We start from the raw sequence: 23,375 nt of genomic DNA on the forward strand, positions 1-23,375 counted from the left end.
AACGCTGTCTTATGAAGAAGTACTAATTTATGATGCCGCATTGATAAATTTGGAAACGGCATCATGAGTACACGTTCCGACCTCCTGAGCAGCGCTGAGATTCTGTTGCGTACCAAGGGTTACGCAGCCTTCAGCTATGCCGATCTGGCGGAAGACATCGGTATCAAGAAGGCGAGTATTCACCACCACTTTCCCACCAAAGAAAGTCTGGCGATTGCCATCGTTGAGAGTTATCTGTTCCGGTTCAAGAATCAGCTGGAATGCATCAATGATGAAAATACCGGCATTATCGATCGGCTCAATGCCTTCGCCTTGATGTTCGCGCAAAGCAGTAAAAACGCGATGCTTCCGCTCTGCGGCGCCTTGGCGGCGGAGTTGCTGGCTTTGCCTGAAAGCCTAAAGGAAATGACGCGGGACTTTTTCGAAATCCATCTCAATTGGCTTCAGGCCAATATCGCACTGGGCCAAGCGGCAGGGGAACTCAAAGCTGAGCTGGACGGCGTGAAGGTTGCCAGGTTCATCTTGAATACGTTGGAAGGTGGCAGCTTTGTATCTTGGGCGCTGAACGACAATTACGAACAGTCTTCTGGATTTGATTTCATTTTAGATGGACTTCGGGTTACCGAAACGCATCACTGAGGTTCGATCAGCTTTTTTCTGCGTCATAAAACGACCGATTCTGCCACTGCTGGCTCGGTCCGTTTTCCCGCCTCGTAAGTGGTTTCAGCCGCTTAGCTCACACTCTCTGAATTCTTTTTGCGCGCACTCAATCTGACGAGCGTACGTCTAGTCTCGCGTTTGGGTTGCGGATACCTACCCATGCCTTTCGGTGTGTGACCAAAAGTACAAGATTAAGTAGCAATCACGGTATTGTTATCGCAGTTATCCCTATTCAGGAAAAAAACGCTGTTTAAGCTGTTTTTTTTCGGTGGTTGGTTATAAGAAGAATAACTTCTTGATCGACAACCTACTAGTTGGTAGGCTTGTTTATCTTCCGGGCCAAACTCCCGGTCCATCCAAAGAGGAACGAACACATGAGCAACAACCTGAATGGTATCGATGTCGCCGCACTCCAGCAGTTTGCCCAAGGCGTTGCTGAGGATGCGACCAAGCGCCACGCGAGCTTCAACGTCAAGACTCAGTGGAAAGGCCAGACTCGCTCTGTGGCCAAAGTCAATCGCTACAGTCTGGCCGGTGAAACCTACTCGCGGGATTTCGAAATCGTCGCCGATGAGCCTAATGAATTGCTGGGCCAAAACACTGCGCCTAACCCTCAAGAGCTGCTGATGGCCGCTCTCAACGCCTGCATGTCGGTCGGTTATGCTGCCAATGCCGCGATGATGGGGATCAAGATTCACAGCCTGGAAATCGAGACTGACGGCACCCTCGACCTGCGTGGCTTCCTGGGCATCGACGAAAGCGTCAACCCGGGCTACGACGAAGTGAGTGTAGTGATTCGCCTGCATACCGACGCCTCCCGTGAGCGTGTTGAAGAGCTGCACAACGTGGTGCTCAAAACCTCTGTCAACTACGCCAACTTTTCGAAAGCTATCCGTATGGTGCCGACCCTCGAAGTGCGTGAGGGCTGATTCGCCTGTTTCAAACAGATTCAAACCTAGCGTGCACCAGTAGGCGGCTAGCTGCCCTGGTGCCGACCCTTACGAAATCTGGATAACCGGAGTCTGCAATGTACGATTTTTTTAAAGGCAAAAAACTGTTGGTCGTCGGCGGTACCAGTGGCATGGGCCTGGAAACGGCACGCATGGTGCTCAAGGCAGGCGGCAGCGTAGTGCTCACCGGCAGCAAGCAAGACAAGGCCGATGCGGTGCGTAACGAGCTGAGCCCGCTGGGCTGTGTCGGTGATCGTCGCCAACCTGATGACTGAAGAAGGCATGAATTTCGTTCGCAAGGAAATCAATGCCAACCATAGCGATATCAGTCTGATGGTGAACTCCGCCGGGATCTTTATTCCGAAGCCGTTCACCGAGCACGATGAGACCGAGTACGACATGTACCTGTCTCTCAATCGTGCGACCTTCTTCATCACTCAGGCCGTGGTCAAGAACATGCTGGCCGCCAAGCTTGAAGGGGCAATTGTCAACGTCGGCTCCATCGGTGCACAGGCCGCATTGGCAGGTTCGCCGGCCTCTGCCTACTCCATGGCAAAGGCAGGTTTGCATGCGCTGACACGCAACTTGGCAATTGAGTTGGCTCACTCGGGTATTCGGGTCAACGCTGTCTCGCCAGGGATCGTTCACACCTCGATCTATGAAGGGTTCATGGACAAAGAGTCGATCCCGGAAGCGATGAAGTCGCTGAACGATTTCCACCCGTTGGGACGAGTCGGCGTTCCCGAAGACGTCGCCAACACCATCCTGTTCCTGCTGTCGGACAAGACGTCCTGGGTGACCGGCGCAATCTGGGACGTGGATGCTGGAGTTATGGCTGTTCGGGCCTGACCACAGTGGCGAGCGCGGTCTGATGAGAGCTCCCATCGCGGGAGCTTTCACGCCTTCACTCAGTTCAAGTGAAAGAAGGCTGAATGCTGGCCGCAGGAGTCTTCAATGGCGATCACGACAAAAGCAGCGCTGTTGAGAGTCGCGGAAACCCAAATGCGCTCCAAGGGCTATTCCGCGTTCAGTTATGCCGATCTTGCGGCGCAGATCGGTATTAGAAAAGCCAGTATTCACCATCACTTCCCGACCAAGGAAAGTCTGGGCGCGGAGCTGATCAAGGACTACATCAAACGCTTCGATGCGACCCTCAGTTCGATCGAAGAAATGAATACCGATCCGTTGCTGCGGCTTCGTGGTTTTGCCCGGCTTTTCATCATCAGCGCCAACGAGGGGCTGCTGCCCTTGTGTGGCGCCCTGGCGGCAGAAATGGCGGCACTGCCGCTGTCGCTGCAAGGGCTCACTCGGGTGTTCTTTGAGAGCCAGCTCGATTGGCTTCAGGCCACCCTCAATGACGGGGTCCGGCAGCGCAACTGGTCGCTGGACAAACCCGTTGAGACCTACGCGTTCATGCTGCTGAGCAGCCTGGAGGGCGCGAGCCTTATCGATTGGACATTGGGCCGATCAACCGACACGTTGGCAGGCTTCGATTATTTGCTTGAAACGCTGGTAACGCGGTCTTAATTTCTTTGAGTACAGGACGAGTCATGCAAACCTCTTCGAAAAAATATGCAGTGGATATCTGGTCTGATTTTGTTTGCCCTTGGTGCTGGGTAGCCAAGCGCCGATTCGAGCAGGCGCTCGATAAATTTGCTGAAAAAGACAATGTACAAGTCAACGTCAAGGCCTATCGTCTGGCGGCAAATCACGCGCCAGAGCCTATGATCGCTGCCCTTAAACGCAAGCTCGGCAATCCGGATTCCGCTGTCGCAATGATGAACACCGTCAGTAAATATGGCCAGGCCGATGGGCTTGATTACCGCTTTGACAGCATGCTGTTTGGCGATACTGCCGATGCCCATGTACTGGTCAAGGCGGTTGCGGACGAAGCCGTTAAAAAACGCCTGGTCGAGGCGCTATATGAGCAAAGCACCTCCCATGGTCAGTCGCTGTTTGATCGCGGCAGCCTGGAGGCCATAGCCAGGGCCGCAGGTGTTTCGGACGCGTTAATCCAACGGGCGTGGTCATCCGTTGAATTGCGCGTAGAGATGGAGGAAGACGAACATATCGCCGCGCAACTAGGTTCGGGCGTGCCTTTGTTTGTATTTGATAATGCCTTCTCATTGTCCGGTGCTCAGCCCGAGGCTGCTTTTCTTGAAGCGCTGAACAAGATGCAGGAGAAGTCGAAAGTCGAAGATGACGCATTCAGCAGCCAAGTCTGCGGCATAGATGGCTGCAAAATTTGATCAGCAGAAGCGGTGCGGCACTGGGTTGTGCCGCCCTTCATCCATATTGAGAGCGAGATCCAAATGAGCCGTATCGTTGAGTTGAGTGCTCAGCAGTTCGCCCGCTTTGTGGCCAAAGGCAGCAGCGTCGTGCTGTTTTCAGCGTCCTGGTGCAAGCCTTGTCAGGAGATGAAGCCGGTCTTTCATGCTTTGGAAGAAAAGCTTCACTCCCTGGCGGCTTTTGCAAAGATTGATGTGGCGGTGTCTCCGACGATCGCGCAAATGTACGGTATCCGGGCGGTGCCATCCTTGGCGGTGTTCCATGAGGGGCGGCTGCTGCGGGTCATGCCCGGATCCCGTTCAGTTGGAACAATGAAAAAAGCCATTCTTGCGGAGTTGGAAGAGGCGATTTAACCGAACCTCCTCCATCAGCGGTCAGGCTGATCAGCCTGGCGTTCTTTTTCATCCTTCGGGTGTGGATTTACCCCGGACCAGTTATCGATGGGATGAGCGCGGTCTTCGTTGAAGATTTCCGTTAACAGCGCGTTGGCCCGTTTGTAGGCGTCATACTTGAACTCGGTATCATCCACCGGCTGTGCGGCCATTTCTTCCAGCATCTCCAGGTTCAGACGACGGAATCGATCCGCTCGTTCGCGGGCTTCGTAACGACCAATGCTCAGTTGCTCCAATGCCCTGCGGCCCAAAGACAATGCGAAAGCAGGGTCGAGGGTCAGCGTTGAAAGCACCGTGGACAGCCACAGGCGTCAGCCAGCGCATCTGGCAGTAGGTCGCGGTCGCATGCAGGGGTTGGGCAAGCACCGAAAACCCGGGGGGGGCACCCATGTCGAACTGGTCGTGCTCGCCGCCGGTGGTCACGGCCCACAACAAGCTCTTACCTTTGAGTGCGGTGGCGCCTTTGCCATAGGCCCACCCTTGGGTGAAGACTTTATCGATCCACAATTTCAGCAGCGGCGGGCAGCTGTACCAGTACAGCGGATGTTGCAGGACCAGAAGCTTTGCCTGTTCTAGGGCTTGCTGCTCGGCTTGGACATCGATGTTGAAGTCCGGGTACAGGTCATAAAGGGAGCGTATGACCACATCCGGGTTATTGGAGGCTTGCCTGAGCATCACCTCGTTAACCTTGGATTTGTCGGGGTAAGGGTGAGCGTAATGATCAGAATCATTGGGAGCATTCCACGACAAATCGCGAGTTCATTCAGAACGAAAAAACTCTCTGGTCGTTGGGCATGAAGATGCTCACCGACCAGAGAGTCGCTTTTTGGGGATGGAACCCTTTATTTACCTACTTGCAGTTTCAATACGTCCTGCGCAGTCACGGGTTCGCCAGCGATTCCCCAATCTCCGCTTTTGACCTCTTCGAAGATGACCCAGGTGAGGGCGCGCATGTTTTCACCTTCCACAGACACCATGGCGTCCGTCACTTTCTGGATGACTTCGGCTTTCTGCTTGTCGGTAAAAACGCCTTCAATGCCTTTGATGGTAACGAGAGGCATGGTGTGCTCCTTAATGTCTGAAGTGGACGGTGATGAAACAGCGAATGATCAGGCTTTGGCTGCAACGTATTCCGGGTAGTCGGTGTAACCCTTGGCAATGCGATCGCTGACACCGTAGTAAGTCGCGCGATCACCCTCTGCCAGTGGCCAGCCGTTCTGCATGCGCTCCACCAAATCGGGGTTGGCGATGTAGGCCGTACCGAAGGCGATCAAGTCGAGTTCACCTTTAACCAGTTCCGACTCAGCGAGGGCTTGGTTAAACCCACCGGCGGCCATCAAGGTGCCCTTGTAGGCTTCACGGAACGCGGCGCCGAACCCCGGCGGCGTTTCAGCGGCGACGATGGTCGGTTGGTAGTTCAGGTGGACGTAGGCCAGTTCGCGTTCATTAAGCGCTGCCGCCATGCTCATCCAGGTTTCTGCTTCACCTTCGTACACACCAAAGTCATACAGGCGGCCAAACGGCGAGAACCGTACGCCAATCTTCGAGCCGCCGATTTCGGCAGAAATCGCGTCAATGGTTTCCAGCAGAAAGCGCTGGCGATTGGCGATAGAGCCACCGTACTGGTCGGTACGGGTGTTCAAGGCGCTGCTGAGGAACTGATCGAACAGGAACCCGTTGGCAGCCATGATTTCGATACCGTCAAAACCGGCCTCCATCGCCATACGCGCAGACTTCACAAAGTCAGCGATGACACGTTTCACTTCATCCGTTTCCAGCGCACGAGGCACGCTGGGTTGCACAGGACCGGATTCGCCAGGCTCGATCCAGGCATATACCGTGGTATCGACCGCCGGCTGAGTACCCGAAGAAACCGGAATCATGCCATGCACCGAAATATGGGACATACGGCCAACGTGCCATAACTGCGCGAAGATCTTCCCGCCCTTGGCATGCACCGCGTCGGTGACCTGACGCCAGCCTGGCAAGTGTTCGTCGGCATAAATACCTGGGGTGTACAGGTAGCCACGGGCTTCGTCGGAAATCGGCAGGCCTTCGGTGATCAGCAGACCAGCAGAAGCACGCTGTGCGTAATACAGCGTGGTGAACTCGTTAGGGATGTTGTCTAGGGTCCGGGTGCGGGTCATGGGGGCCATGACGACCCGGTTTTTTAGCGCAGTACCGGACAGATCGTAAGGGGTGAGCAGCTTATTCATGATTAGTCTCGAAGTCGTTAACAGGTTGAAAGTCAGCGTTTGATTTACGACTTATCGAATGCGTCCAGCACATGTGTGCTGTACACCAACGCTGCACCGGCGTTCATGTTGATTGCCACCCCCAGTGCTTCGGCGACTTCTTCACTGGTAACGCCAAGTTTCTTGGCTTCGGCGGCGTGGAAGGCGATGCAACCGTCGCAGCGGGTGGTCACGGCTACGGCGAGGGAGATCAGTTCCCGGGTCTTCGCGTTCAGGTGATTGGTCTTGCCGCCGGCGGCGCCGAGCGACGCCATGCCCTTCATTGTTTCCGGAGACAGGCCGTTTAGTTCTACCAAGCGAGTATTGATGTCTTTGCGGGTTTGCTTCCAATCTTGCATGGGATTCTCACAGGGATGGTGTTGATTACAGTTATCTAAAAACTTGCTAATAAACTACCATCCAGTTGGTAGGCAAACAATGTGCTCGTGCTGATTTTCACTATCGACGCAATCGAAGGTATTGATAATTTGGTCCTGAACAATAGGGAAATCGCTTCATGGGGATGACGATTACTGGACTGTTGATTGTCAGCACCGCTTGCTGTCAGGCATCGTCGAGACACTCACATACTGATCGCCGCGAAGCGCCGTCATAGTCCGATTCACACTGGGCAACCGGTTTTTCGCGGTGGCGATGCCGATAGCGCACTTGTTCAACTTGCTGACGCAGATGCCCGGCCTAGTTCAGCAAGGTCTGCCGATCAATTTGTCGCGCATCGTTAACCCCGGCCCATCCTCTGAGTGGCACCAACGTACAAATGCCTGCCATCGATCACTGTGCGCTTTGACCGTGCCGTAATGCCCGCCGCCAAACAGATCTCGCAATGCTTGCGGCCCGGCATAGCTGAGTTGCCGGCCATAGCCAAAATTGCGCCATCCCGTTTACCTACCAGTGCCATGATTGAACTCCTCTCGAAGTCAAAACTTTTAAAACCTTCCCCACGTCATCCCGCCAAGAATGTTGAGTGTTATCAGGGATCAAGGCCCCTGCGACCGGTGAGGGTTGTCCTCTAACGCGGGACTGACGGCTCTTTACGACCGGGAGCTTGGGCATCTCATGATCTGGCCTCCTGAACACCTCCGAAGAATCGGGCGGGTGGAGGCTGCGCTGGCTGACGAGACCGGTGCTGCGAGATCCTGAGTCGGGTGAAGGCAGTGAAGCGACGACCGGGGCATACCTGACTGTCAGTCAGGTGCAGTCCATTCCGTGGGCTGCGGCACCATCATCGGCATCGCTGTTGCTGGTGACATCGGTGTTTGTCGCGCCGATTGTCACGAGGGGGAATGCCGCAAAGCCTGGTACGAGGTGGGCTGCAGCAGTGGTAGGAGCGCCCGTCTCTTTCCGGGAGAAAGAGACGGGCGCAGGTTGGCGCAATGAAATGGCCACGCGGATAAGTTGCTGCAGGGCAGATATGAAGGGGTATGAGTTGCCGCAGTGGGCACACTAGTAAAAGTAGGCATCCATCACATCGCTGTGACCGTGCGAGCCGCCGGACGCTAATCGCACTTTGGGAGAACCACCACGGTGTGGCGTAGCCTTAAAGGTTCTGGCTACCTGGGTTGCTGTCAACGACAGCGCTTTGCCCGACCTTTTCTACGCCTGTGGAGAATTCGGGTCAAGGCTCGAATTGTTGGGAGTTCTGCGGCTGCGGATGAAATTATCCACCGATGGAAATCAATGGTTTTCCACAGACAATTGCGTGGGCTTTAGATTTTTTAAGTGAGGTCCATCCAGACAGGGCGGCTTTGCAGCCCTGTCTGGATGGACCCGCGTGGACAAACGGATCACTGAGATATGAGGACCGAGCGCTTACTCAGTTGCGCCACGTTTTGCTTTTAGGCGAGTGACATTCGCACCCGTCTGATTGGCGAATTCGCGTGGGCTGACATGCTTCTGCTGATTAGCCTCAAGGTAGCGACTCCACCAGTTCATGATCAGCCTGCGCTCCTCGATAAACTCGGCCTTGTGGATGTAAGCGGCGCGGACATTGTTGCGTTCCTTGTGGCTCATCTGCCGCTCGATGGCTGTGTCCGTCCACAAACTCGACTCGATCAGTGCGCTGCAGGCCATCGAGCGAAAGCCATGGCCGCAGATCTCGGTTGTGGTGTCGTACCCCATCTTCCGAAGCGCGCTGTTCACAGTGTTTTCGGACATTGGTTTCCAAGACTTGGTATCGCCTGCGAACACCAAGTCAAATTTGCCTGTGATTGTGTGGATCTGCTCAAGCAGGGCGACCGCTTGCGGCGATAAGGGTACAAGATGGATATCGCCGGCCATCTTCGTACCCCTTGTAGAAAAGGGTACGCCTTCCAACGCTGGTCGCGTGTCGGGTATTTCCCAGACGCCACGCTTGAGGTCGAACTCGCTCCAGCGGGCGAAGCGCAGCTCGCTGGAGCGTACAAACACGTGCAGCGACAGCAAGACCGTCAGCCGGGTAAGTGCGCGGCCTTTATAGGTGTCGATCCGTTCCTGCAATTCAGGCAAGCGCGATAAGGATAAAGCGGGGCGGTGGACGACCCGCGAGGCTTTGATCGAGCCTTCGAGATCGTAAGCAGGGTTTACGGTGATAAGCCGGAGGCGCTTTGCCTCGCGCATGATGCTCTGCAGGTAGTTTTGTACCCTTAAAGCAATGTCTATCGTTCCGCGCTTCTTGATCGCTTCCAGGGGCCGCATAAGGTCGTGGGTGTCCAGGTCGACAATGGCGCGGGCGCCGATCAGCGGGAAGAGGTGGTTTTTGAGGCGACTCATCACTGTCTTGGAATAGTCCGGTGCCCTCTTGGCTGACATTTCCGTGTGCCAGTCCAGCGCAACGCTTTCAAAGGTGCGGCCTTTGATCAGAGCGTCCGTCTTGGCTTGGTTCTTGGCTCCTATGGGGTCAATGCCATCCGCCAGCATTCGCTTGACCTCCAAGCGCTTGCGGCGCGTATCGGCGAGGCTAACGATGGGGTAGTTGCCGAAAGAGGTCAGTCCTTCCCGGCCATTGGGTAGGACGAGAAGGTAAAGGCCGTCGCCGTCGAAAAGCTTGTAGGCGCGGTCTGCGGGCTTGGCAGAACGGCAAGCGGAATCGGAGAGTGGAGCAGTGGTGCGCGACATAAGGGTACTCCCTTTAATCGAACTGACCTTTATCCCAAACTCCACCCTTAAAATGGCTGGTACCTACCGGAATCCAACAGAACACCAAAACGAAAAAACCCGCCAGAAGGCGGGTTTTTTTTGGTTCAGAGATTTTTAAAGCCTTCTCTGGAACCTTGTCTGGCTCCACGACCTGGACTCGAACCAGGGACCCAGTGATTAACAGTCACTTGCTCTACCAACTGAGCTATCGCGGAATGCCGTCTATGTTACTGATTGAAAAGGAGAAGTCAAGCTTCGAATAGACTTGGCGGGATTTTATCGGACGACTGCCACGCAACAATCCGGGCAATGCGCGGTTTATCGATGACCGCCGGTTACCAGAACCTCGGTACAGGTCTACCATGGTCCCCCGGAAGTGGTTTCACGCGCTGCCGGCCCTCAGCCGCAAAGGTAGTGTCATGACCACGCTCGTGTATTCAACCGTACAAGCCCTCGCCACCCCACGACAATCCGCGGTGGCCCGATGAGCATTGAACAGATCAGCCTGCCAAAAGGCGTAGGTCCACATGCTTCCAAGCTGTGGGATGCGATCACCCAGGCCGGTTCGGCCGATGAGCTGAACCGGGCAGGCGGCAAGGCCGAAGGCTTTGTGCTGGGGCTTGAAAGCGCCAAAGCGATCAAAAGCCAGGTGGCCGAATCCTTGTATGTGGCATTCGACAACGCCGCCAGCCAGCGTTCGACCGAACTGGCTGGCTAACGGCTTCAGCCAATCGTCAGTGTGCCGAGCATGAACTTGGCGGCCAGCGAGGTGGCGACAAGCTGCACCAGCCACAGCGCCATGCCGCCGAGGAACACCCCCAGGGCTATCTGCCAGACCAGCCCGCTGCTGCGTTTGTTTTGAGTGCGGGGGGTGTAGATGTCCAGCTCGTCGCGGTCAGCGCGCAAATTATCGTTTTTCATGGAGTCTCTCGAAAGGGCAGGGCGCCTGGCGTTCTGAATTCACCGCTGCGTACCAATCCCACCGGCAGCGGTCTTTTCACAGAGCGGGATTGTCTCACCGACTAAAACAAAAAGGGGAAGCCGACCGGCTTCCCCTTTGTTTTTTCTCGCTTGTGGCTTAGATCACCTGAACGATGGCCTTGGTCACTACCTCGATGTTGTTCTGGTTCAATGCGGCAACGCAGATACGCCCGGTGTCCAGGGCGTAGATGCCGAACTCGGTGCGCAGGCGGGTGACTTGCTCAACGGTCAGGCCGGAGTAGGAGAACATCCCGCATTGGCGACCGACGAAGCTGAAGTCGCGTTTGGCGCCATGCTGGGCCAGCAGATCGACCATCTGCATGCGCATGCCGCGAATGCGCAAGCGCATTTCGGCCAATTCCTCTTCCCACTGGGCGCGCAAATGCGGGCTGTTCAGCACGGCGGCAACGATGCTTGCACCGTGGGTCGGCGGGTTGGAGTAGTTGGTGCGGATCACACGTTTGACTTGCGACAGCACGCGCGCGCTTTCTTCTTTCGATTCGCTGACGATCGACAGGGCACCAACGCGCTCGCCGTACAGGGAGAAAGATTTGGAGAACGAGCTGGAGACGAAGAAGGTCAGGCCCGATTCGGCGAACAGGCGTACAGCGGCAGCGTCTTCGTCGATGCCATCGCCAAAGCCCTGATAGGCCATGTCGAGGAATGGCACGAGGTTTTTCGCCTTGACCACGTCCAGGACGTTCTGCCAGTCGGCCGGATTCATGTCGACGCCTGTCGGGTTGTGGCAGCAGGCGTGCAGCACCACGATCGAGCCAGCAGGCAGGGCGTTCAGGTCTTCAAGCAGGCCTGCACGGGTTACATCGTTGGTGGCGGCATCGTAGTAGCGGTAGTTCTGTACCGGGAAGCCGGCGGTTTCGAACAGCGCGCGGTGGTTTTCCCAGCTTGGGTCGCTGATGGCGACGACGGCGTCAGGCAGCAATTGCTTGAGAAAGTCGGCACCGATTTTCAGTGCGCCGGTACCGCCAACGGCCTGGGTGGTGATGACCCGGCCGGAGGTGATCAGTGCTGAGTCAGCTCCGAACAGCAGCTTTTGCACCGCCTGGTCGTAGGCGGCAATGCCGTCGATCGGCAGGTAGCCACGGGAAGCGTGTTGAGCCACGCGAATCGTCTCGGCTTCGACAACCGCACGCAAGAGTGGAATTTTCCCCTCCTCGTTGCAGTAGACACCGACCCCCAGATTGACCTTGTCGGTACGGGGATCGGCGTTGAATGCTTCGTTGAGGCCCAGGATTGGATCGCGTGGTGCCATTTCGACAGCGGAGAACAGGCTCATTTTTGCGGCGGCTCTGAATGGGGTGTGGAGGGACGTGTAGCGCTCCAGCCGAATGCACTAGAGCGGTGCACAAACGGGGAGCTAGTATAGAGAGCATCACAGAGCGCGGCGACAGCCAATTGGGCTTTTCAGGCAGCTTTTTCGGTTTATTTTTCGACCGTTAGTCATATCGCAACGTCAAAGGTACGAGGCGTTGCAGGACGTTCGGCTTGAAACCCGTGGCATTTGCCACCACATCCAGCACAATCAAGTTTTTTCCGACGACATTGGTCGTTTTCGCTCGTTCTCGTTCCTGTTCGGTGTGGCCGTGCAGGAGCGAACCAGAGGTACGTTATGTCTGACTTCCAGCTAGTCACCCGCTTCGAGCCCGCTGGCGATCAGCCGGAAGCCATCCGCCTGATGGTCGAGGGCATCGAAGCAGGGCTGGCGCACCAGACGTTGCTCGGTGTGACCGGTTCGGGCAAGACCTTCAGCATCGCCAACGTGATCGCCCAGATCAACCGCCCGACCCTGGTGCTGGCGCCGAACAAGACCCTGGCGGCGCAGTTGTACGGGGAGTTCAAGGCGTTCTTCCCGAATAACGCGGTGGAGTACTTCGTTTCCTACTACGACTACTACCAGCCTGAAGCCTACGTGCCGTCTTCCGACACCTTTATCGAGAAAGACGCCTCGATCAACGACCACATCGAACAGATGCGGTTGTCCGCGACCAAGGCGCTGCTGGAGCGCAAGGACGCGATCATCGTTACCACGGTCTCGTGCATTTATGGCCTGGGCAGTCCGGAAACCTATTTGAAGATGGTGCTGCACGTGGATCGTGGCGACAAGCTCGACCAGCGTGCCTTGCTGCGCCGGCTCGCCGACCTGCAATACACCCGAAACGACATGGACTTCGCCCGTGCGACCTTCCGGGTACGCGGCGATGTGATTGATATCCACCCGGCGGAATCCGATTTTGAAGCGATCCGCATCGAACTCTTCGATGATGAAGTGGAGAAGATTTCCGCCTTCGATCCGTTGACCGGCGAAGTGACTCGCCAGCTGCCGCGTTTCACTTTCTATCCGAAAAGCCACTACGTGACGCCACGGGACACCCTGCTGGGTGCTATCGAAGGAATCAAGATCGAGCTTCAGGAACGCCTGGAGTACCTGCGTTCCAACAATAAACTGGTGGAAGCGCAGCGCCTTGAGCAACGCACCCGTTTTGATCTGGAGATGATTCTCGAGCTGGGTTACTGCAACGGTATCGAAAACTACTCGCGCTACCTGTCGGGTCGTGAATCCGGCGAGGCACCACCGACCTTGTTTGACTACTTGCCGGCCGATGCCTTGTTGGTGATCGACGAGTCCCACGTCAGCGTGCCGCAGGTCGGCGCCATGTACAAAGGCGACCGTTCGCGCAAGGAAACCCTGGTCGAATACGGCTTCCGCCTGCCATCAGCGCTGGACAACCGGCCGATGCGTTTCGACGAGTTTGAAAATATCAGTCCGCAGACCATTTTCGTTTCGGCAACCCCCGGTAACTATGAGTCCGAGCACGCCGGTCGAGTGGTCGAGCAACTGGTCCGCCCGACCGGCCTGGTCGACCCGCAGATCGAGATCCGCCCGGCGCTGACTCAGGTCGATGATTTGCTTTCGGAAATCGGCAAGCGGGTGGCGCTGGGCGAGCGCGTGCTGGTCACGACCCTGACCAAACGCATGTCCGAAGACTTGACCGACTACCTGGCTGACCACGGTGTGCGGGTGCGCTATCTGCACTCGGACATCGACACGGTGGAGCGGGTCGAAATCATCCGCGACCTGCGCCTGGGCACTTTTGATGTGCTGGTGGGGATCAACCTGCTGCGCGAAGGCCTGGACATGCCGGAAGTGTCGCTGGTGGCGATTCTCGACGCGGACAAGGAAGGCTTCCTGCGCTCCGAGCGTTCACTGATCCAGACCATTGGCCGGGCGGCACGTAACCTCAATGGTCGGGCGATTCTCTATGCGGACCGCATCACCGGCTCCATGGAACGGGCGATGGGCGAGACGGAACGCCGTCGCGACAAACAGATCGCCTTCAACCTGGCCAACGGCATTATCCCAAAAGGTGTGTTCAAGGACGTCGCGGACATCATGGAAGGCGCCACCGTGCCGGGTTCGCGCAGCAAAAAGCGCAAAGGTATGGCCAAGGCCGCCGAGGAAAACGCCCGCTACGAAAACGAACTGCGTTCACCAGGCGAGATCTCCAAACGCATCAAGCTACTGGAGGAGAAGATGTACCAGCTGGCGCGCGATCTGGAATTCGAAGCCGCCGCGCAGATGCGCGACGAAATCGGCAAGCTGCGCGAGCGGTTGATGGTGGTGTGATTTTTCTGAAATTTGCAGTGGCTGTGATGGCCTCATCGCGAGCAGGCTCGCTCCCGCAGTTGACCGAGTTGACCGAGTTGTCCAGACGGACGCGGTCTAATAATGTGGGAGCGAGCTTGCTCGCGATAGGGCACCTCGGTATCAATGCATCTCTCTCAGCCTTGAACCCCACTGGCAATGCCTTGGCTTAAATGCCCTGCTCACTGGAGCCGGGCGGCTATCGCCTGTTACCATTCGCCCCCTGTTTCATCTCCGCTTTTCATATTCTTTTCGAGACATGCCATGACCACCGTCCGCACTCGCATCGCGCCATCGCCTACCGGCGATCCCCATGTCGGCACCGCTTACATCGCTTTGTTCAACTACTGCTTTGCCAAGCAGCATGGCGGTGAGTTCATCCTGCGGATCGAAGACACCGATCAATTGCGTTCGACCCGCGAATCCGAGCAGCAGATTTTCGATGCTTTGCGCTGGTTGGGCATCAACTGGAGCGAAGGCCCGGACGTCGGCGGCCCCCACGGCCCGTATCGGCAGAGCGAGCGCGGCGACATCTATCAGAAGTACTGTCAGCAGCTGGTCGAGCTGGGTTATGCCTTCCCGTGCTTCTGCACCGCGGAAGAACTGGACCAGATGCGCGCCGAACAAATGGCCCGCGGCGAAACCCCGCGCTACGATGGCCGTGCGCTGTTGCTCTCCAAGGAAGAAGTGGCGCGCCGTCTGGCCGCTGGCGAGCCCCATGTGATCCGCATGAAAGTGCCGTCCGAAGGCGTTTGCGTGGTGCCGGACATGCTGCGTGGCGACGTCGAGATCCCGTGGGATCGCATGGACATGCAGGTGCTGATGAAGACCGACGGCTTGCCGACCTACTTCCTAGCCAACGTGGTCGACGACCACCTGATGGGCATCACCCACGTGCTGCGCGGCGAAGAATGGCTACCATCGGCGCCGAAACTGATCCTGCTCTACGAATACTTCGGCTGGGAACAACCGCAGCTGTGCTACATGCCACTGCTGCGTAACCCGGACAAGAGCAAACTGTCCAAGCGCAAGAACCCGACCTCGGTAACCTTCTACGAGCGCATGGGCTTCATGCCGGAAGCCATGCTCAATTACCTGGGCCGCATGGGCTGGTCGATGCCAGACGAGCGCGAGAAGTTCTCGCTGCAGGAAATGGTCGATAACTTCGATCTGTCGCGGGTTTCCCTGGGCGGACCGATTTTCGATGTCGAGAAGCTGTCCTGGCTCAACGGCCAGTGGTTGCGCGACCTGCCGCTGGAAGAGTTCGCCAGCCGAGTGCAGGAGTGGGCGCTGAACCCTGAATACCTGATGAAGATTGCCCCGCATGTGCAGGGCCGGGTTGAAACCTTCAGCCAGATCGCCCCGCTGGCCGGCTTCTTCTTTGCCGGTGGCGTGAACCCGGACGTCAAGCTGTTCGAGTCCAAGAAGCTCTCGGGCGACCAGGTGCGTCAATTGATGCAGTTGATCCTGTGGAAGCTGGAAAGCCTGCGCCAGTGGGAGAAGGACAACATCACCGCGACCATTCAGGCAGTGGTCGAGTCGCTGGAGCTGAAGCTGCGTGACGCCATGCCGCTGATGTTCGCATCGATCACCGGCCAGGCCAGTTCGGTGTCGGTGCTCGACGCCATGGAAATCCTCGGTCCGGACCTGACCCGCTTCCGCCTGCGCCAGGCCATCGATCTGCTGGGTGGCGTGTCGAAGAAGGAAAACAAGGAGTGGGAAAAACTCCTGGGCGCTATCGCCTGAAGCAACTGATTCAACCCATCCTCGCGTAGGAGCTGCCGGAGGCTGCGATCTTTTGATCCTGATCTTCGGCGGCCGGAAATGGGGAAACGACCCCGTTTTCCGGGGAGGGGGTGGTAAGTGATTGTAATGCCGACAAAAAATATTGAAATTTGTTGAAAATAAGTTTGACAGCCTTGCGATACACCCTTAAGATTCGCCCCGTCCTCACCGACGAGGGGCTATAGCTCAGCTGGGAGAGCGCTTGCATGGCATGCAAGAGGTCAACGGTTCGATCCCGTTTAGCTCCACCAAATTGTACAATTCAAGGTATGGCCACACCGGCCTTGAATCGATCAGACTCAGCCTGATCATGTTGTATAGAAGGGTTTTGCGTCCCCTTCGTCTAGTGGCCTAGGACACCGCCCTTTCACGGCGGTAACAGGGGTTCGAGTCCCCTAGGGGACGCCAGTTTTACAGAAGCAGTGTTGCAAGATGCTGTTCCGCCGCGAGGCGAAAAATCCGGGGCTATAGCTCAGCTGGGAGAGCGCCTGCATGGCATGCAGGAGGTCAGCGGTTCGATCCCGCTTAGCTCCACCAATTTTACAGTTCAAGGTCTGGCCACACCGGCCTTGAATCGATCAGCTCTCAGCACTGATCAGTTGTATAGAAGGTTTTGCGTCCCCTTCGTCTAGTGGCCTAGGACACCGCCCTTTCACGGCGGTAACAGGGGTTCGAGTCCCCTAGGGGACGCCACGATTACCCGCTCTGCGGGATTTATAGGGGTCATTCAATTATTGAATGGCCCTTTTGTTTGTCTGGCATTCGCCGATTCTCTCTTTCCCCAGCTCTCTGTTCAAAAAAAGGTTCTTCTGACCAGCGGTCATATTTATGACTTGCGAAAATTTATTATGAGAATAATATTTCAATCGTAATATTCGGAGGCAACGATGAACGACAAAAAAGCTCAAACCCGCGAACGCATCCTCAAGGCCGCCAGCGCAGCGCTGATTCAGCGCGGTCCGGCCGAACCGAGCGTGGGAGAGGTGATGGGCGCCGCCGGGCTGACGGTGGGTGGGTTCTATGCGCACTTCGAAAGCAAGGATGCGCTGATGCTGGAAGCGTTCAAGCAACTGCTCGCTCAGCGCCGTGGCTTGATCGAGGAAATGGACGCCGAGTTGACGGGCGAAGAGCGTCGCGCGCTGGTCGCGGCTTTCTACCTGTCACGCAAGCACCGTGATTCAACTGAACAAGCCTGCCCGATCCCGGCCTCGATCGGGGAGTTGGGTCGCCTGCCGGACGATTTCCGTCAGGCGTTGAATGAGCATGTGGAGTTGATGGTCGCGCAACTGGCGAGCAGCCCGGAAGAGGCCGACAAAGTCCTGGCCGATATCGCCCTGATGGTCGGCGGCCTGGCACTGGCGCGGGCCTTGGGCGCGGGAGAGTTATCCGATCGATTGCTGCGCGCCGCCAAGTCGGCGGTGCTATGACCTGAAGCGTAATCCCGAGGAGATGAGCGATGAGCACTTTAAGCTGGGTTCGTGGCGTTAATGGCACCTTGGGTTGGTTTGCCCCGCGATTGGTCGCGAGCCGGATGCGCTTGGCATTCATGACGCCGCGTGAGCTGCCGCCACGGGATTGGGAATTGCCGCTGCTGGCGAGCTCCGAGCGGATTACCCTGCGTTTCGGCCTTTCGGCCTTGCGCTGGGGACAGGGACCGGCGGTGCTGTTGATGCACGGCTGGGAAGGCCGGCCGACGCAATTCGCCAGTCTGATCACTGCGCTGGTAGACGCCGGCTATATGGTGATTGCGTTGGACGGTCCGGCCCATGGCCGTTCTCCCGGGCATGAAGCGAATGTAGTGTTGTTCGCCCGGGCCATGCTTGAGGCCGCTGCGGAATTGCCGCCCTTGCAAGCGGTCATCGGTCATTCCATGGGCGGCGCCAGTGCCATGCTGGCAGTCCAGTTGGGCTTGCGCACCGAAACCCTGGTCAGTATCGCCGCTCCAGCGCGGATATTGGCGGTGCTGCGCGGTTTTGCCCGCTATGTACGCCTGCCGCCAAAAGCCCGTTCGGCGTTTATCCGGCAAATCGAACAGGATGTCGGCATGCGCGCCGCGTGTCTCGACGTGGCGCACTATCAGCTGGATATGCCCGGGCTGATCGTGCATGCCGAGGATGATAACTTTGTCCCGGTCAAGGAATCGCAACTGATTCACGAGGCCTGGTTCGACAGCCGCTTGTTGCGTCTGCCCCAAGGTGGTCATCAGCGGGTACTGTCCGATCCGCGACTGATCGAGGGCGTGCTGGCCTTGCTCTCCGGTCGTAGCGTGCGAGCGCGCCAATCCGCCTGAGCATCCGTTACACTGCCCCGGTCGACATTAGCTGACCGGGGGAGTGGGGCATGGGCTGGGATCTGGCAACGCCATTTATCATTGATCTGCAGGTGGGTGCCGAAGACATCGACGGGCTTGGACATGCCAATAACGCGGTGTATGTCACCTGGCTCGAGCGCTGCGCCTGGCGCCATTCGCAGCGCCTGGGCCTGGACCTGAGCGAATATCGGCGGCTGGACCGGGCGATGGCCGTGGTCCGCCACGAGATCGATTACCTGGCTGCCGCCTATGAAGGCGATGAGTTGCAGTTAGCGACCTGGATCGTCGATTGGGATCAGCGCTTGAAAATGAGCCGACGTTTTCAGTTGGTCCGCCCAAGTGACAACACCACCTTACTCCGGGCCCAGACCACTTTTGTCTGCATCGAGCTGTCCAGCGGCAAGCCCAAGCGCATGCCAGCGGAATTTATCGAGGGTTATGGGCCGGCGTTGCAGGGCACGGTCTGACACCGACCTGTGGGAAGGAAGTCCTTCAGCGCGGCCAATATCGCCAAGATCGCAGCCTACGGCAGCTCCTACAGGGGGCGCGGTCGGCGTAGGAGCTGCCGCAGGCTGCGATCTTTTGGGGGCACCTCGTACCTCTTTCACCTGTAAACCCAGTAAACTGCCGCACGTTTTTCGTTGAGTGTTACCCATGCAAATTGCTTTGGCGCCCATGGAGGGCTTGGTCGACAACATCCTGCGGGACGTGCTGACCCAGGTTGGTGGTATCGATTGGTGTGTGACCGAGTTCATCCGCGTCAATGATCGTCTACTGACCCCGGCTTATTTCCACAAGCTGGCTCCTGAATTGCTCCACGGCGCGAAAACCGCTGCCGGGGTGCCGTTGCGCGTGCAATTGCTCGGCTCCGACCCTGTGTGCCTGGCGGAAAACGCCGCGTTGGCCTGCGAGCTGGGTTCCGAGGTGATCGACTTGAACTTCGGCTGCCCGGCCAAAACCGTCAACAAATCACGCGGTGGCGCAGTGCTGCTCAAAGAGCCGGAACTGCTCAACGCGATAGTCGCCGAAGTGCGTCGCGCGGTACCCGCGCATATCCCGGTGACGGCCAAGATGCGCCTGGGCTTCGACAGCCCGGACGTCGCGCTGGTATGTGCCACGGCCTTGGCCGAAGGCGGCGCGGCGCACATCGTGGTGCATGCCCGGACCAAGACCGACGGCTACAAGCCACCGGCCCATTGGGAGTGGATTCCACGGGTCCAGGAAGTGGTCAAGGTGCCAGTGTTTGCCAATGGCGATATCTGGAGCGTCGAAGACTGGCGCCGTTGCCGCGAAATCAGCGGCGTCGAAGACATCATGCTCGGTCGTGGCCTGGTCTCGCGTCCGGATCTGGCCCGGCAAATCGCTGCGGCGCGGGCTGGCGAAGAGGTGGTGGAAATGTCCTGGGCCGATCTGCAGCCGCTGCTCCAGGACTTCTGGGCGCAAGCCGTCGTACAACTGACACCACGCGCGGCACCTGGCCGGTTGAAGCAGTGGCTGGCGATGTTGACCCGCAATTACCCTGAGGCCGTGGAGCTGTTTACGGCAATGCGTCGGGAAACCGATCTGGAGCAGGTCGGGCGTTTGCTGGGTGTTCAGCGCACTGAAGCGGCCTGAAATTTTTTCAAAAAAAGCTCTTGAAATGCGTAAGTCGGTCCCTATCTTTTTTATACGCGATGCCGAATTCGGGTCGCGGAGATAACCACTTGCTGAATTTCAGGAGACTGACATGAGCACTGCATTTTCCATGGCTCCACTGTTCCGCTCTTCGGTGGGCTTCGATCGTTTCAACGATCTGTTCGAGTCGGCGCTGCGTAACGAACCAGGCAGCACCTATCCACCTTACAACGTGGAAAAGCACGGTGACGACCAATACCGCATCGTGATTGCGGCCGCCGGTTTCCAGGAAGAAGACCTGGAGCTGCAAGTCGAAAAAGGCGTATTGACCATCAGTGGCGGCAAACGTGACGCCGACGAAGACGTCACTTATCTGTACCAAGGCATCGCTCAGCGTGCCTTCAAACTGTCCTTCCGTCTGGCGGACCACATTCAGATCAAAACCGCCGACCTGAGCAACGGTTTGTTGAGCATCGACCTGTTGCGTGTCATACCGGAAGAAGCGAAAGCCAAACGCATCCCGATCAATGGGACAGATAAACCGGCTCTGCAGCACTGATGGCTGCGAGGTTAACCACTGCATTGAAAAGGGCGCCATCGGCGCCCTTTTTTTCTGCTTCAGACATGGTGCTTTGCCTTGAGCACGGAGGCGATGCGCTGAGGGATATTGGACAGGTTGGCAATGGGGTTGTTGCCGAAGCCAATGGTGCGTAGGTCATCAAGGCGCCGGGTCAAGGCTTCACCCATGGTGTGGCAAGTTGCAGCTTGATGAGGTAGCGCTCTTCTGTGGGACGCCTGTCGTCCCTGAAACGATTAACCACCAGCATCACTTGATACTGGTTACCCGCTTGCCAGTAAGTTTTGCCGCCTTTGTTCACGTCCCGCAATCGGGCACGCCATTGGGGGGTGTCGGCGAACGATGGAAAGTCCGCCCGGGTTGGCGTCCAGCCGCCTATGCGCCATTGCTCCTGCAAATCCAGCACGAGCTTGAGCGTATCGTCGAGCAATAGCGGCTCAATCTGCGGGGACATTCGGACACTTCTGACAAACTCATCACTATCGAAACTGACCGTGAAAAAGCGAGCCTGTGGGGTCACGAACCCGTATTTGGGGTCTATAAAACGAAGGCGAGCATCCGACCTCGGTAATCTCCCCCAAAAATGTCCCGCAATGGCTGGATCAATGGTGGCGCTAGAGCGCTGGCGCATGGCTTCCCATGGCTCGCCAATCACCAGCGCGATTTCCGGTTCACTGGCGCCAAAGCGCACCGCCGCCAACACCAGGAGTGCGACAACGGCCAGACCGATCCCGCCACGTCGCCAGCCGAGATGCGCAAGCCCACTCATCGCACCCCCCGGCCTGCGGCGATATCCAGAATCGCCTGTTCGATCCGGTGGCGATTGCCGTCACGCAGCAGCTCATCAAACCGCGCCGCTGCATTGAGCACGAAGGGCATCCGCTGATGGAGATCGGACAGATCGGCCATGAGGTTATTGCCGAAGCCAACGGTGCGTCCATCATCAACGCGGGTCAAGACCCACCCCATGGGCTGGCAAGTGCCAGCGTGATGAGGTAGCGCTCCTCGTCGGGGCGCTTGTCATCCTCGAAGCGCCCGACTATTAGCATCACTTGATACTTGTCATCTGCTTTCCAGTAAGCAACACCGCCTTTGTTCTCGTCTTGCAATCGGGCACGCCATTGGGGGGTGTCGGCGAACGATGGAAAGTCCGCCCGGGTTGGCGTCCAGCCGCCTATGCGCCATTGCTCCTGCAAATCCAGCACGAGCTTGAGCGTATCGTCGAGCAATAGCGGCTCAATCTGCGGGGACATTCGGACACTTCTGACAAACTCATCACTATCGAAACTGACCGTGAAAAAGCGAGCCTGTGGGGTCACGAACCCGTATTTGGGGTCTATAAAACGAAGGCGAGCATCCGACCTCGGTAATCTCCCCCAAAAATGTCCCGCAATGGCTGGATCAATGGTGGCGCTAGAGCGCTGGCGCATGGCTTCCCATGGCTCGCCAATCACCAGCGCGATTTCCGGTTCACTGGCGCCAAAGCGCACCGCCGCCAACACCAGGAGTGCGACAACGGCCAGACCGATCCCGCCACGTCGCCAGCCGAGATGCGCAAGCCCACTCATCGCACCCCCCGGCCTGCGGCGATATCCAGAATCGCCTGTTCGATCCGGTGGCGATTGCCGTCACGCAGCAGCTCATCAAATCGCGCCGCTGCATTGAGCACGAAGGGCATCCGCTGTTGGAGATCGGCCAGGTTGGCCATGAGGTTGTTGCCGAAGCCAATGGTGCGTCCATCATCGACGCGGTGGCACTGGCTGGCCAGTGTCAGCTCGATGGCTTGAGCGGCGCCGGACGGGAAGCCGGTGACGTAGGAGACATGGTTGCTGCGTAGCAGAGTTACCAGTTTCGTGTCGCTGTACATCGCCGGTTGCAGGATATTCTGCTGTTCGTGCCAAGCCAGATGCTCAACGCTTTCGGCAATATTGCCAGCCTCAATGGCCTCAAAGGCTTGCAGGATTTCCTTGTGGTCAGTACCGAACTCCAGCACTTCCTGCGCGACCGGCCACAGTACCGGGTGCTGGTTATGTCCATAAATGTTGCTACGTGAAGGCAGACAGGTTTCCAGCGCATCCAACCCACGTTCTTGGTAAAAAACATGCAGCGGAAATATATCCAGAAACAGCGTGGTATTGCCCATGGCCAGCATTTCGTACACGTGCTGGTACAGCTGCTGCACATACGACAGTGATTCGTCATCGCGCCCGAAGTCGATGCTCGGCACCGGATTGTTACGGAGGGCTTGCTCGTAGTCGCGTTGCGTTTGCTCAAAGTCCCGTAGCTTCGCCTGCCTGTCACGCTCACTGCGGCTGAGCAAGCCAAAGAATCCTTTCCTGGCGCTATTCTTCAGAACCTGACCCGCCTCATATTCAGCCTGAATCTTCTCGATCGAATCGGCGGCGTGCAGCAGGCCGCAACCGACCTGCTTGGAGGCGAAAGCCGCGAGGCCCGCCCACTGGAAGCGCTGATCGTGCAGCCATAACTGGGCGTAGGCGGCATTGATGGCACGGTTGCGCGCCTTGGGGTCGGCGATCAGCCTGCCGCCCGGTGCCACGACGGACTCGGCTCGTTGCTGGTACCCCAGCCAGAGGTTCTCGCAGACCCGTCCCGGCAATTCAGCGAAGGTCGGAGTGGGACGGCTCGCTGCAGGCGCGAAACCGGAGGGGCGCGGCTCGGTGACCGATTGGCGGGCGGCGGCCGGCGCGGCGGGTTGAGCGGCTGCCCGGGGACGCGGCGCGACGGCACCACCATCGATCTCCTGACACCTGAGGGTCTGGTTGGCA

At 57.6% G+C, this 23,375-nt stretch carries 26 protein-coding genes, 5 tRNA genes and 2 pseudogenes; 18 read left to right on the forward strand and 15 right to left on the reverse strand.

The annotated features are described in order from the left end of the window. Positions 1-63 precede the first annotated feature (63 nt). From F8N85_RS28330 to F8N85_RS28355, 6 genes and pseudogenes are all read left to right on the forward strand, one after another. Positions 64-639: a TetR/AcrR family transcriptional regulator gene (locus tag F8N85_RS28330; RefSeq protein ID WP_150806786.1), complete on the forward strand. Its 576-nt coding sequence runs from the start codon at positions 64-66 to the stop codon at positions 637-639. Positions 640-1,034: 395 nt separating this feature from the next. Then, positions 1,035-1,589, forward strand: coding sequence for an OsmC family protein (locus F8N85_RS28335; protein WP_104910643.1), 555 nt, complete (start codon positions 1,035-1,037; stop codon positions 1,587-1,589). Positions 1,590-1,687: 98 nt separating this feature from the next. Beyond that, positions 1,688-2,459 (forward strand): annotated as a pseudogene (locus F8N85_RS28340) (SDR family NAD(P)-dependent oxidoreductase). A 105-nt stretch (positions 2,460-2,564) separates the two neighbouring features. Continuing rightward, positions 2,565-3,137 carry a TetR/AcrR family transcriptional regulator gene (locus tag F8N85_RS28345; RefSeq protein ID WP_150806787.1) on the forward strand — a complete coding sequence of 191 codons (573 nt, stop codon included), beginning with the start codon at positions 2,565-2,567 and terminating at the stop codon, positions 3,135-3,137. A 23-nt stretch (positions 3,138-3,160) separates the two neighbouring features. After that, entirely contained in the window at positions 3,161-3,859 is a 699-nt protein-coding gene (locus F8N85_RS28350) for a DsbA family oxidoreductase (RefSeq protein WP_150806788.1), read from the forward strand. 63 nt (positions 3,860-3,922) lie between these two features. Beyond that, positions 3,923-4,252, forward strand: a complete 330-nt coding sequence (locus F8N85_RS28355) for a thioredoxin family protein (RefSeq protein WP_095633395.1) — start codon at positions 3,923-3,925, stop codon at positions 4,250-4,252. 14 nt (positions 4,253-4,266) lie between these two features. Here F8N85_RS28355 and F8N85_RS35225 read toward each other — a convergent pair whose 3' ends face one another. From F8N85_RS35225 to F8N85_RS28400, 8 genes and pseudogenes are all read right to left on the reverse strand, one after another. Next, the gene (locus F8N85_RS35225) at positions 4,267-4,455 is read right to left on the reverse strand and encodes a hypothetical protein (RefSeq protein ID WP_224795766.1); all 189 of its coding nucleotides are present in this window, start codon (positions 4,453-4,455) and stop codon (positions 4,267-4,269) included. Beyond that, positions 4,421-5,041 carry a glutathione-regulated potassium-efflux system oxidoreductase KefF gene (gene kefF / locus F8N85_RS35900; RefSeq protein ID WP_224795767.1) on the reverse strand — a complete coding sequence of 207 codons (621 nt, stop codon included), beginning with the start codon at positions 5,039-5,041 and terminating at the stop codon, positions 4,421-4,423. Before kefF ends, F8N85_RS35225 begins: the two co-directional genes overlap by 35 nt. Before the next feature lie 92 nt (positions 5,042-5,133). Beyond that, the gene (locus F8N85_RS28370; protein ID WP_095052113.1) at positions 5,134-5,352 is read right to left on the reverse strand and encodes a tautomerase family protein; all 219 of its coding nucleotides are present in this window, start codon (positions 5,350-5,352) and stop codon (positions 5,134-5,136) included. 48 nt (positions 5,353-5,400) lie between these two features. Continuing rightward, positions 5,401-6,507 (reverse strand): alkene reductase, encoded by a 1,107-nt coding sequence (locus tag F8N85_RS28375; protein WP_150806789.1) that lies wholly within the window; start codon positions 6,505-6,507, stop codon positions 5,401-5,403. 44 nt (positions 6,508-6,551) lie between these two features. Next, positions 6,552-6,884 (reverse strand): carboxymuconolactone decarboxylase family protein, encoded by a 333-nt coding sequence (locus tag F8N85_RS28380; RefSeq protein WP_150806790.1) that lies wholly within the window; start codon positions 6,882-6,884, stop codon positions 6,552-6,554. Positions 6,885-7,103: 219 nt separating this feature from the next. Further along, a pseudogene (locus F8N85_RS35235) lies at positions 7,104-7,444 on the reverse strand (integrase); the annotation flags it as partial. A 911-nt stretch (positions 7,445-8,355) separates the two neighbouring features. Continuing rightward, a complete protein-coding gene (locus tag F8N85_RS28395; protein WP_150806791.1) occupies positions 8,356-9,639 on the reverse strand; it encodes a tyrosine-type recombinase/integrase in 1,284 nt (427 codons plus the stop codon). Between the two features lie 160 nt (positions 9,640-9,799). Beyond that, positions 9,800-9,875 (reverse strand) — tRNA-Asn (locus F8N85_RS28400). A gap of 269 nt (positions 9,876-10,144) precedes the next feature. Here F8N85_RS28400 and F8N85_RS28405 point away from each other — a divergent pair. Beyond that, entirely contained in the window at positions 10,145-10,378 is a 234-nt protein-coding gene (locus F8N85_RS28405) for a hypothetical protein (RefSeq protein WP_150806792.1), read from the forward strand. Positions 10,379-10,383: 5 nt separating this feature from the next. Here F8N85_RS28405 and F8N85_RS28410 read toward each other — a convergent pair whose 3' ends face one another. Further along, entirely contained in the window at positions 10,384-10,581 is a 198-nt protein-coding gene (locus F8N85_RS28410) for a hypothetical protein (RefSeq protein WP_150806793.1), read from the reverse strand. A gap of 157 nt (positions 10,582-10,738) precedes the next feature. Then, a complete protein-coding gene (locus F8N85_RS28415) occupies positions 10,739-11,935 on the reverse strand; it encodes an amino acid aminotransferase (RefSeq protein WP_150806794.1) in 1,197 nt (398 codons plus the stop codon). A gap of 333 nt (positions 11,936-12,268) precedes the next feature. Here F8N85_RS28415 and uvrB point away from each other — a divergent pair, with 333 nt between their 5' ends. The 11 genes from uvrB to F8N85_RS28470 all read left to right on the forward strand — a co-directional run bounded on the left by uvrB (position 12,269) and on the right by F8N85_RS28470 (position 20,571). Continuing rightward, positions 12,269-14,284 (forward strand): excinuclease ABC subunit UvrB, encoded by a 2,016-nt coding sequence (gene uvrB, locus F8N85_RS28420; RefSeq protein WP_150806795.1) that lies wholly within the window; start codon positions 12,269-12,271, stop codon positions 14,282-14,284. Between the two features lie 282 nt (positions 14,285-14,566). Continuing rightward, positions 14,567-16,048: a glutamate--tRNA ligase gene (gltX, locus tag F8N85_RS28425; RefSeq protein WP_150806796.1), complete on the forward strand. Its 1,482-nt coding sequence runs from the start codon at positions 14,567-14,569 to the stop codon at positions 16,046-16,048. A 214-nt stretch (positions 16,049-16,262) separates the two neighbouring features. Further along, positions 16,263-16,338, forward strand: a tRNA-Ala gene (locus F8N85_RS28430). An 81-nt stretch (positions 16,339-16,419) separates the two neighbouring features. Continuing rightward, a tRNA-Glu gene (locus tag F8N85_RS28435) sits at positions 16,420-16,495 on the forward strand. Positions 16,496-16,548: 53 nt separating this feature from the next. Beyond that, positions 16,549-16,624, forward strand: a tRNA-Ala gene (locus F8N85_RS28440). Between the two features lie 80 nt (positions 16,625-16,704). Beyond that, positions 16,705-16,780, forward strand: a tRNA-Glu gene (locus F8N85_RS28445). A gap of 194 nt (positions 16,781-16,974) precedes the next feature. Further along, positions 16,975-17,514, forward strand: coding sequence for a TetR/AcrR family transcriptional regulator (locus F8N85_RS28450; protein ID WP_150806797.1), 540 nt, complete (start codon positions 16,975-16,977; stop codon positions 17,512-17,514). 29 nt (positions 17,515-17,543) lie between these two features. Next, complete coding sequence (locus F8N85_RS28455; RefSeq protein WP_150806798.1) at positions 17,544-18,377, forward strand: alpha/beta fold hydrolase; 834 nt, start codon at positions 17,544-17,546, stop codon at positions 18,375-18,377. Between the two features lie 50 nt (positions 18,378-18,427). Further along, positions 18,428-18,865, forward strand: coding sequence for an acyl-CoA thioesterase (locus F8N85_RS28460; RefSeq protein ID WP_150806799.1), 438 nt, complete (start codon positions 18,428-18,430; stop codon positions 18,863-18,865). Positions 18,866-19,052: 187 nt separating this feature from the next. After that, on the forward strand, positions 19,053-20,012 hold the full coding sequence (locus F8N85_RS28465) for a tRNA dihydrouridine synthase (RefSeq protein ID WP_150806800.1): 960 nt from the start codon (positions 19,053-19,055) through the stop codon (positions 20,010-20,012). A 112-nt stretch (positions 20,013-20,124) separates the two neighbouring features. Further along, positions 20,125-20,571, forward strand: coding sequence for an Hsp20 family protein (locus F8N85_RS28470; RefSeq protein ID WP_150643596.1), 447 nt, complete (start codon positions 20,125-20,127; stop codon positions 20,569-20,571). A 59-nt stretch (positions 20,572-20,630) separates the two neighbouring features. On the opposite strand, the gene F8N85_RS35505 is transcribed toward F8N85_RS28470, so the two are convergent. The 5 genes from F8N85_RS35505 to F8N85_RS28490 are packed head-to-tail and all read right to left on the reverse strand — an operon-like array spanning position 20,631 to position 23,347. Further along, positions 20,631-20,759: a hypothetical protein gene (locus F8N85_RS35505; protein ID WP_263596390.1), complete on the reverse strand. Its 129-nt coding sequence runs from the start codon at positions 20,757-20,759 to the stop codon at positions 20,631-20,633. Beyond that, entirely contained in the window at positions 20,744-21,358 is a 615-nt protein-coding gene (locus F8N85_RS28475; RefSeq protein ID WP_150806801.1) for a hypothetical protein, read from the reverse strand. The genes F8N85_RS35505 and F8N85_RS28475 overlap by 16 nt, the downstream gene beginning before the upstream one ends. Then, on the reverse strand, positions 21,355-21,546 hold the full coding sequence (locus tag F8N85_RS28480) for a hypothetical protein (protein ID WP_191636286.1): 192 nt from the start codon (positions 21,544-21,546) through the stop codon (positions 21,355-21,357). The genes F8N85_RS28475 and F8N85_RS28480 overlap by 4 nt, the downstream gene beginning before the upstream one ends. After that, the gene (locus F8N85_RS28485; RefSeq protein WP_150806802.1) at positions 21,543-22,157 is read right to left on the reverse strand and encodes a hypothetical protein; all 615 of its coding nucleotides are present in this window, start codon (positions 22,155-22,157) and stop codon (positions 21,543-21,545) included. The genes F8N85_RS28480 and F8N85_RS28485 overlap by 4 nt, the downstream gene beginning before the upstream one ends. Then, positions 22,154-23,347 (reverse strand): DUF2515 family protein, encoded by a 1,194-nt coding sequence (locus tag F8N85_RS28490; protein ID WP_224795768.1) that lies wholly within the window; start codon positions 23,345-23,347, stop codon positions 22,154-22,156. The genes F8N85_RS28485 and F8N85_RS28490 overlap by 4 nt, the downstream gene beginning before the upstream one ends. Positions 23,348-23,375: the final 28 nt, after the last annotated feature.

It is taken from the genome of Pseudomonas fluorescens (genome assembly GCF_902497875.1).
GTDB lineage: Bacteria > Pseudomonadota > Gammaproteobacteria > Pseudomonadales > Pseudomonadaceae > Aquipseudomonas > Aquipseudomonas fluorescens_BR.